Origin of the sequence: Novosphingobium sp. (assembly GCF_041915465.1) — a bacterium.
In the GTDB taxonomy this organism is placed as follows: domain Bacteria; phylum Pseudomonadota; class Alphaproteobacteria; order Sphingomonadales; family Sphingomonadaceae; genus Novosphingobium.
The window spans coordinates 19,034-28,488 of sequence record NZ_JAYSBK010000037.1 but is presented as its reverse complement, the minus strand read 5'-3'; the positions used below and the strand labels follow the sequence as shown (position 1 = coordinate 28,488).

6 protein-coding genes are annotated in these 9,455 nt (G+C 64.8%); 1 reads left to right on the top strand and 5 read right to left on the bottom strand.

Annotated elements, in window-relative coordinates; translation table 11 throughout:
- Positions 1–357 precede the first annotated feature (357 nt).
- A complete protein-coding gene (locus tag ACE3SN_RS08445; RefSeq protein WP_374529193.1) occupies positions 358–2,574 on the bottom strand; it encodes a hypothetical protein in 2,217 nt (738 codons plus the stop codon).
- Positions 2,575–2,860: 286 nt separating this feature from the next.
- Here ACE3SN_RS08445 and ACE3SN_RS08440 point away from each other — a divergent pair, with 286 nt between their 5' ends.
- On the top strand, positions 2,861–3,547 hold the full coding sequence (locus ACE3SN_RS08440) for a nitroreductase (RefSeq protein ID WP_374529191.1): 687 nt from the start codon (positions 2,861–2,863) through the stop codon (positions 3,545–3,547).
- Between the two features lie 150 nt (positions 3,548–3,697).
- Here ACE3SN_RS08440 and ACE3SN_RS08435 read toward each other — a convergent pair whose 3' ends face one another.
- The 4 genes from ACE3SN_RS08435 to ACE3SN_RS08420 form a co-directional block, all read right to left on the bottom strand.
- Positions 3,698–5,569 carry an AMP-binding protein gene (locus tag ACE3SN_RS08435; protein ID WP_374529189.1) on the bottom strand — a complete coding sequence of 624 codons (1,872 nt, stop codon included), beginning with the start codon at positions 5,567–5,569 and terminating at the stop codon, positions 3,698–3,700.
- A 13-nt stretch (positions 5,570–5,582) separates the two neighbouring features.
- Positions 5,583–6,086, bottom strand: coding sequence for an N-acetyltransferase family protein (locus tag ACE3SN_RS08430; protein WP_374529187.1), 504 nt, complete (start codon positions 6,084–6,086; stop codon positions 5,583–5,585).
- 74 nt (positions 6,087–6,160) lie between these two features.
- Positions 6,161–7,858 (bottom strand): MFS transporter, encoded by a 1,698-nt coding sequence (locus ACE3SN_RS08425; RefSeq protein ID WP_374529186.1) that lies wholly within the window; start codon positions 7,856–7,858, stop codon positions 6,161–6,163.
- Positions 7,859–7,882: 24 nt separating this feature from the next.
- Entirely contained in the window at positions 7,883–9,316 is a 1,434-nt protein-coding gene (locus ACE3SN_RS08420) for a DcaP family trimeric outer membrane transporter (RefSeq protein ID WP_374529184.1), read from the bottom strand.
- Positions 9,317–9,455 lie beyond the last annotated feature (139 nt).

Sequence of the window (9,455 nt, the reverse complement as noted above, 5' to 3'; positions counted from 1 at the left end):
CGTGCTGCTTGGCCGCGCGTTCGTCCTTGCCAACACGGTGGCGCAGGACATCGATCAGTTTGGCCTGGGTTTCGGCGATGCGGCTATCGCGGGATTGCGGCAATTCATGGCTCCAGTCTTCAGCGGTCGCTTCCGCGCGGGGCAACCTGCACCGCCCGCAGCAGCGATTCCTCCTCGACGAAGCTCCCTGACACCTGACTAAGCCCAACCGGCCCTGCGCGGCAAGCCGTGATTGTGCAGTGCCGCAAACCTATTCATGTCCGGTAATTGCAAATGGACCAACGGGGCCGGACGGCTGCCCGTCCGACCCCGCTCGTGTCCGGCCCGCAAGGGGACGGGCCGACCTGCGATCCGGCTTCAGATGTCCATCCCGAAGCCGACGCCGACCACAACGACCGGCTTGTCGCCGATGGTCGGGGTGTGGACGCCGGCCGTGAAATCGACCGTGCCCGGCCCGACATCCTTCGAAATGCCCGCCTCGAACCGGCCGCGCACTTCCTTGCGAGCATAGAGCGAACTGACCGCGAAGTTTTCCATGCCCGGAATTTGCGACGTGCCAGTCAATACCACTGGGTTGGTCTGGACATCGAAGTCGGCCTTCGCACCCAGCGTGACATAGGTGTCCTGCGCCAAGGGAATGGCCAGTTCTGCCCCGGCGCTCACGAACGAGGTTTCATAACTCGTCTTGTTGAACACTGCCGGGAAGTCGCCGTCCTGTTCGGCAAACCCGTCCATCGTGGTGCGCTGCCAGGTGAAGCCGAACTCAGGCGTGAAGACCATTCCGCCAAGATCCATCCCGTAGCCGAAGGTGCCCTTCGCGGTCAGGGTCTTAAGGTCGGTATGGCCCGGCGTCACTTGCACGTTTTCAAGGCCTTCGCCGCGCAGGAAGACATTGCGCTGGATCGCGCCGCCAACTGCAAGCCGGCCGTGCAGCCCGCGGCGACTGGGGCCTTCGGGTGCCCAGTCAAGCCAGGCGCCATAGTTGAAGTCCGTCCCCGGCCTGACCGAGAAGGCCCGGTCCTGCTGCTGGAACACGCCGGCGCCAAACCCGGCGGTGAAGGTCCGGCTGAGCCGCACGCCGACGTTGGCGCGGAAGCCTTCGTCATGACGGCGCTGCAGCGGCACGGCGGGGTCTTCATTGGACCGCATGAAGGTAGCCGCACCGCCGATGCAGGCGCTGCGTCCGATCGAAACGGTGCAGCCGCTGTCAACCAGCTGACCCAGCATATCGCGCTGGCCCTCTGCGGCGACTTCCACGTCGCTGGCGGTCAGCCAGAACGATGCGATCATGTTGGTGAAGTCGATCATCTGCGTGCGGTAGATGAAGGCATGGTAGTTGCCGTCGCTGACTTCGGAGTAGCCTACCGTGGTGCCGCCATCGTTGCTGACCGCCGTGGCATAGGACCAGCGCCCGCCCAGCGTGCCGAGGTCGAGCATCCCGTCTTCCTCGGTCCAGCGGAAAGCATGGTGGTAGGATGAGCCCTCGTTTTCAGGGGTATAGGCATAGCCAACCACGACCTCGCCATTCCCGCTGACGTCATAGGCATAGGAATAGCGCCCGCCCAGCGTCCCGAGATCCTGCATCCCGCCATCCACAGACCAGCGGAAGGCGTGGTGATCGTTGTTGCCTGCAATGTAGCCATATCCCACCACGACCGCGCCATCGTTGCTGACCTTGCGGGCATAGCTGTAAGTGCCGCCCAGTGTCCCGAGATCCTGCATCCCACCGGCCTGGGTCCAGCGGAAGGCATGGGCCTCGGTGTCGCTTGCAAGGTGCGAATGGCCGATAATGGTCGAACCATCGCGGCTGATCGCCTCGGCATAGCTGTAGGTGCCGCCAAGCGTGCCAATGTCCTGCATCCCACCGGCCTGGGTCCAGCGGAAGGCGTGGTAGTTGCCCGCCGAATTGGTGTAGGAATAGCCGGTCACCACATCGCCACTGCCGCTCACGTCACTGGCATAGGAATATTCGTTGCTGCCGGATGACAGCGTGCCGAGATCCTGCATCCCGCCTGCCTCAGTCCAGCGGAAGGCGTGGTGGTAGCTGCCCGAGTCGACGTAGGAATAGCCGACCACGACGCTGCCATCGGTGTTGACCGCTTCGGCATAGGAATAGTCATTGGATCCGCCGCTCGATAGCGAGCCAAGGTCCTGCATCCCGCCCGCTTCGGTCCAGCGGAAGGCATGGTAATAGCCCGAAGAAAGGTACGAATGGCCGACTACTGTCGAACCATCGCCGCTGACCGCCGTGGCATAAGACCAGTCGGCAGTGAGCGTGCCGATATCCTGCATCCCGTCAGCATAGGTCCAGCGGAACGCGTGATAGGTGGAATTGCTGGGCACATAGGAATGCCCCACCACTACGCGGCCGTCGTCGCTGACGTCATAGGGATAGCTGTAATAGCCGCCCAGCGTGCCCAGATCGGTGATCGTGTCATAGGGGGGCTCGGACGATTGCGCGAAGGCCGCCTGCGGAGCCAGCGCCAGCATTGCCGAGCCGCCCAGCAGCAGCCCAAGGCACGCCGTCGCCCGCTTGCGTCCAGGCTGTGCCGATTCCTTCCAGTGCATGGTCATTTCAGTTCCCCTTGTTGCCGGGGACGAACATCCGCCCCCACTTGCAATCGAGGCTAGGAGCGAATTGCCATTACTGTCATTGATGTAAGTCAGAGACGGAAAGCAAGAATATGCCACCCAAGAATGCATTTAAATTGCTAAAAAGGTGGGAATATTGGCATTATAATGCTAATCCTGCAGTTCGAGAAGATGCGTCATCGCGCCTTTTCGACCGTTTTCAGACACCGGCCCTTGCACTGAAGGCCGGATTGCGGAACGCCGGCCGGATCAGATTGGAGAGAGCAACTTGAACACGGCAGCCTATGATGAAGTGGTGCGCACGCGCCGTTCTATCCGGGGTTTCAAGGACGAACCGGTGCCGCGCGCGGTGATCCGGGAACTGCTGGAAGTGGCAATGCGCGCGCCCTCATCGCTCAATACCCAGCCGTGGAATTTCTATGTGATAACCGGCGAACCGCTCGACCGGATCCGGGCTGGCAATACCGAGCGCAACCTGGCGGGCGTGCCGTCATCGCGCGAGTTCAAGGGACATGAGAATTATGGCGGCGTCCACCGCGAGCGGCAGGTGGAAATCGCCAAGCAGCTGTTCGGCGCAATGGGCATCGCGCGCGAGGACAAGGACGCGCGGCTCGACTGGGTGCTGCGCGGCTTTCGCCAGTTCGACGCGCCGGTCTCGATCGTGGTGACCTATGACAAGGTGATCCAGGGCAGCGACATCGCGCCGTTCGATTGCGGCGCGATCACCAATGCCATCGTCAACGCCGCCTGGGCACGGGGCCTCGGATGCGTGATCAACAGCCAGGGTATCATGCAGAGCCCGGTCGTGCGCGAACACGCTGGGATCGCCGAAGATCAGGTGATCATGATCTGCATCGCGATGGGCTGGCCGGACGACAGTTTTCCCGCCAATGCCGTGGCCTCGCAGCGCAAGTCAGTGGACGAGGCCGCCTACTTCGTCGGCTTCGACGACTGAGCCAGGCGCCCGAATTCACCTACCGCCGTCACCCCGGGCTTGACCCGGGGGCCAGCTGGCTTTTTTCAGCGTGGCCGAGAGAGAAAAGCGGGATCCCGGGTCAAGCCCGGGAGGACGCAGACTTTTTGCGGACCGGAGGAATGGCGGTGACTACCCTCTGACAGCGGCTTCCAGCAGCGCGGGCACTGTGGGATCCTCGATCGTCGGCGGCGTGGTGTATTCCTCGCCGCCAACGATCTTGCGCAGCAGGTTGCGCAGGATCTTGCCCGAGCGGGTCTTGGGCAGGGCCGGGACGATATAGGCGGTCTTGAGCGCGGCGACCGCGCCCAGCTCGCTGCGCACCGCCGCGATCACGCGGGCGTGGAGGTCCGCCTCGCTGCCCGCCCCGGCCCGTGCGACGACGAAGGCCACCGGGATCATGCCCTTGATCTTGTCGTCCGCGCCGATCACCGCGCATTCGGCCACGCCGTCCTGGCTGGCGACGATCTGTTCCATCTGCCCGGTCGATAGGCGGTGGCCCGCGACATTGATGATGTCGTCGGTGCGGCCCATGATGTTGAGGAAGCCCTCATCGTCGAAATGCCCCGCATCGCCGGTTTCGTAATAGCCGGGGAAGCCCGCGAAGTTCTTGGCGTAGCCCGCATGGTTGTTCCACAGCGTGCGGAACGCGCCGGGGGCAAGCGGCTCGCGGATCGCGACCGCGCCGCTCTGCCCTTGGGGCACGGGTTTGCCGTCATCGCCGAGGATTTCGAAGTGATAGCCCGGCACCGGAAAACCCGCGCTGCCACGCTTGCGGCGCAGGTCGCCCAGCGCGAAACAGGTGGCAACGCCGGGCCAGCCGAGTTCGGTCTGCCACCAGTGGTCGATCACCGGCAGGCCGCTCTTTTCCTCAAGCCAGGCAATCGTGTCGGGATCGGCGCGTTCGCCCGCAAGGAAGATCACGCGGCACTCGCCGGTGCCGATTTCCTTGAGGAAGTTCGCGTCCGGGTCTTCCTTGCGCACCGCGCGGATCGCGGTGGGGGCGGTGAAGAAGGTCTTCACCCTGTGGCGCGTCATCACCCGCCAGAAGGTGCCGGGATCGGGCGTGCCGACCGGCTTGCCCTCGAACAGCACGGTGGTCGCGCCGACCAGCAGCGGGGCATAGACGATATAGCTGTGGCCGACGACCCAGCCCACGTCGCTCGCCGCCCAGAATGGATCGCCAGCGCCAATGCCATAGATGTTGGCCATCGACCAGGCGAGCGCGACGGCGTGGCCGCCGTTCTCGCGCACCACGCCCTTGGGAGTGCCGGTGGTGCCCGAGGTGTAGAGGATATAGAGCGGATCGCTGGCGGCCATCTCAGCCGGGGCGGGCACCGGATCGGCGGCCACGCGCTCGCGCAGCGCCATCCAGTCAAGATCGCGAGCGCCGGAAAGATCGGCAGACAAGCGCTCGCGCTGGAACACCACGACCTGTTCGACCTGGTGGCCCGCCAGCGTCAGCGCTTCATCGACCATCGGCTTGTAGGCAATGGTGCGCGCGCCCTCGATCCCGCAGCTGGCGGTAAGCAGCACCTTGGGCGCGGCATCGTCGATCCGCTTGGCCAGTTCCAGCGGAGCAAAGCCGCCGAACACCACCGAATGGATCGCCCCCAGCCGCGCGCAGGCGAGCATGGCGAAGACCGTCTGCGGGATCATCGGCATGTAGATGATCACCCGGTCGCCCTTGGCGACGCCAAGCGAAGCCAGCATCGCGGCGACCCGGCCGACCTCTTCGCCGAGCTCGACATAGGTGAACTGCTGGACCACGTCGGTGACCGGGCTGTCATAGGCGAGCGCGATGGTCTCGCCGCGACCGGCGGCAATATGCCGGTCGATGCAGTTGTATGCGGTGTTTAGCGTGCCGCCCGCGAACCAGCCCTGCGCCGGGTCATAGACCTGAGCGGGCGGGGTGAACCAGTCGATCGCCTCGGCCGCCTTGCCCCAGAAGACCGAGGGGCTTTCGATGCTTTCGCGCCAGGCGCGCTGGTAGGCTTCGCTCATGGGTATGCTCTTTTCAGCGGAAGGTCTTGGACAGGATCACCAGCGTAGGGTCGCCCTCGAAGGGTTCGGGGGTAAAGCCCTTTTCGCGTTCGAGTTCGATCGCGGCATGGTTATCGCGGGCCTCGATCGCGATCACGCGGCGTACGCCGCGCGCGGCGGCTTGCTGTCCGAGAAAGTCGAGCAGCGCCCAGCCCACGCCCTTGCCCTTGTAGTCGCTGCGGATCGAGACGGCGATTTCGGCGGTGTCCATCGCCTTGTCGCAGGCCAGCAGGGCAGAGCCGACCAGCGCATCATTTGCCGCGTCGAAGGCCAGGAAGCTTTCCGACTGGAAGTGATCGGCATGGATCAGCGGATCGAGCTGTTCGTGGCTGACATGCTCGGCCGCGGCGAAGAAGCGAAAGCGGCGGTCCTCATCGCTGACCTGGTCGAAGAACGCGGTCAGCGCGGCCTCGTCGGCCTCGCTGGCGGGACGCACATTGAGCATGATGCCGCTGCGGGTGCTGAGCTGGGAAGTCATGGAATACTCCGTGGGTGAAACGGGTGCGCCGCGCCTTGATGTGGCTCAAGGCGCGGCGCATTTCCCGGGGTGGATCAGCTGTCGATGTTGCGCTTGTAGGTCTCCGGCAGCACCGCGAGGCCGATCACCAGGGTCAGGGCGGCGACCACCACGGGATACCAGAAACCGTAGTAGATATCGCCGTTGGCCGCGACCATCGCGAAGCCGATTGCCGGCAGCAGCCCGCCCAGCCAGCCGTTGCCGATGTGATAGGGCAGCGACATCGAGGTGTAGCGGATCTTGCTGGGGAACAGTTCGACCAGCATCGCCGCGATCGGGCCATAGACCATGGTCACCAGCAGCACGAGGTAGAACAGGATCGCGATTACCTTGGGCTTGTTGATCGCATCCGGATCGGCCTTGGCGGGATAGCCCACCTTGGCGAGTTCGGCGGTCATGCTCTTGGCAAAGTCGGCAATCGCGGCCTTGCGTTCATCGCCGCTGACCTTGGCCGGATCGGGCGCGGTGATTTCGGTCGTCCCGATCTTGACGGTGGCCAGGGCGCCAGCCGGGGCGGCGACGTTTTCATAGTTCACGGCCGCCTTGGCGAGCGCATTCTTGACGATGTCGCAGCTGGTGGTGTCGAACTTGTTCCCGCCGACCGGATCGAACTGCGAAGAGCATTCCGCCGGGTTGGCCATGACCGAAACCGGGGCAGTCGCCTGGGCCTGGGCCAGCGCCGGGTTGGCGGCAGCCGCCAGGGCGTGGAACACCGGGAACATGGTGAGGGCCGCCAGCGCGCAGCCGGTCATGATGATCGGCTTGCGGCCGATCTTGTCCGACAGCCAGCCGAAGAACAGGAAGAACGGAGTGGCCAGCAGCAGCGCGATGATGACGAGGTTGTTGGCGACGAGGCCATCGACCTTGAGCATCTTTTCGAGGAAATACATCGCGTAGAGCTGCCCCGTGTACCAGATCACGGCCTGGCCGGCGATCGCACCGAAAAACGCGATCAGCACGATCTTGAGGTTCTTCCATTCGCCGAAGGCTTCGCCGAGCGGACGCTTGGAGGCGGTGCCTTCTTCCTTCATCTTCTGGAAGACCGGGCTTTCGTGCAGCTTGAGGCGCAGCCAAAGACCCACGCAGAGGAACAGGCCCGAGAGCAGGTAGGGAATGCGCCAGCCCCAATCCTTGAACGCGTCCTCGCCCACGCCCGTGGTCGGCGAGCGCACCAGGATCACGATCAGCAGCGCCATGGCGAGGCCGGCGGTCGCTGTGATCTGGATCCAGCTGGTATAGAGCCCGCGCTTCCCTTCCGGGGCGTGTTCGGCAACGTAGGTCGCCGCGCCGCCGTATTCGCCGCCCAGCGCCAGGCCCTGGAACATGCGCAGCACCACCAGCATGATCGGCGCGGCGACGCCGACCGATTCATAGGTGGGCAGGCAGCCGACCAGGAAGGTCGACAGGCCCATCACCAGCAGGGTGACGATGAAGGTATAGCGGCGGCCGACCATGTCGCCGATCCGTCCGAACAGCAGCGCGCCGAACGGGCGGACGATAAAGCCCGCGGCGAAGACCAGCAGCGCCATGATGAACGAGGTGGTCGGGTTCAGCCCGGTCAGGAACTTGGCGGCGATGATCGAGGTGAGCAGGCCGTAAAGATAGAAGTCGTACCATTCGAACACGGTGCCCAGCGACGAGGCGGTGATGATCAGCTTTTCGTCGTGGGTCGCTACGTGGTGCCGCGGCAGCCCGGCGTAGTGCTCGGACGTTTCGTGCAGTTTCAGGTCCATTGTCCCTCTCCTGTTATGTTTTTCTCAGAAGCTGTACTTCGCGGCGAACTCGATCCGGTCCGTGGTGCCACTCGCACCGCTGACGAGCTCGCGTTCACCATGACGATATTCGACGCCGAGGTCGATGTTCTTGACCGGCGAGTAGAACAGGTTCGCCGCCGCGCTCCACGAACGCTTGTTGAAGCCCGCGATGTTGGCCAGCGCCAGCGTGTCGGAGTAATCGACCGTCTGGTAGCTGCCCATCAGGTTGACGCGCAGCCCCGGGCCCACCGGGATCCGCACCGCGCCGATCGCGGCGAAGACGTCGACGTTTTCAAGGCTGTTGGTCGCCGGCACGTAAACCGCGTCGGGCGCAAAGTTGAGCCCGACATAGCGCGAGATGTTGCGTCCATAGGTCACCATCACGCGCACATCGCCGCTCTTCTCCTGATTGAGGAACAGCTTGCCGCCCAGGCTGACACCGTAACCGGCGGCATCGGCCGCGACGCCCGAAGTGTCATTGCGCACCTGCCGGCCCAGCGCGGCGACCGAAAGTTCGCCCGATTTGCCGGCATAGGCCAGCCGTGCGGTGAAATCGGGCAGGTGATCATCGCCATTCTCGATCAGGGTGGGCGAGCCGAGCGTCGCCGTGCCGGATTCGGGGTTCTCGATGCCGAGGTGCAGCGTCAGCCCGCCGCCCAGCGGCGCGCTGTAGCGCACCAGCGGCTGGCGCACGAAGACCGTGCCTTCGGCCCCGCCGACATAGTCGGTGCTTTCCGGCAGCGCGCCGGTGTACTGGAAGGTCGACCAGTCCTGGCCGAAGGTCCACCGGTCAACCTGCATATAGGCGCGGCGCAGCGCGAGGTTATAGCCGTTGGTGGTGCGCTGCGAGCCCTGGGTGCCGGGCGAGGTCTGGAAATCGACTTCGAGGTAGCCCTTGACCGCGTGGCCGGCCACATCGGTGCCTAGGTTGAGCCAGAAGCGCGATTGCTTGGCGGTGAAGTCGGTGGTGCGGCTGGCCGGGGCATTGCCGGTCGGGATGGTCTGCGGAAGATAGAAATCCCGGCCGAGCGAATTGGTGGCAACTTCGCCGTCGCTGAACCGGGTCGATCCGGCCAGCAGCTTGATATAGCCGCCCAGCTTGATCGTGGTGCTGCCGGCCCGGAAGCCGTCGGCGGGCGGCGGGGGCGGGGGCGCGGCCGGAGCCGGGCGTGCCTCGATCGCGGCAAGCTTCTGGTCGGCGGCGGCGGCGCGGGCCTCGGCGGCCTCGGCGCGGGCGTTGGCGGCGGCGGTTTCAGCCTCGGCGTCGGCAAGGTCGCCCTTGAGCTCGGCCACTTCGCCTTCCAGCTTGTCCAGCCGCGCTTCGATGCCGGCGGTACTGCTCGGCGTCTTTGCCCATGCCATCTGCGGCGCAACCAGCGCGCTGGCGGCGAGCAAGGCTGCGATGCCAGCCTGCTTGGCCACTGCCTTCTTCGTCATGTGGAATCCCCTCTCCATGCTGCCCGACGATCCTTCTCGGGGTTCCCGCCAGCATGGTCCCGGGCCAACCTATTACCCAGCCGGACCAAGGTCTGAGACCTACGACCTTGGTCTAAGGCGCGCTGCCGGTCCGGCTGGG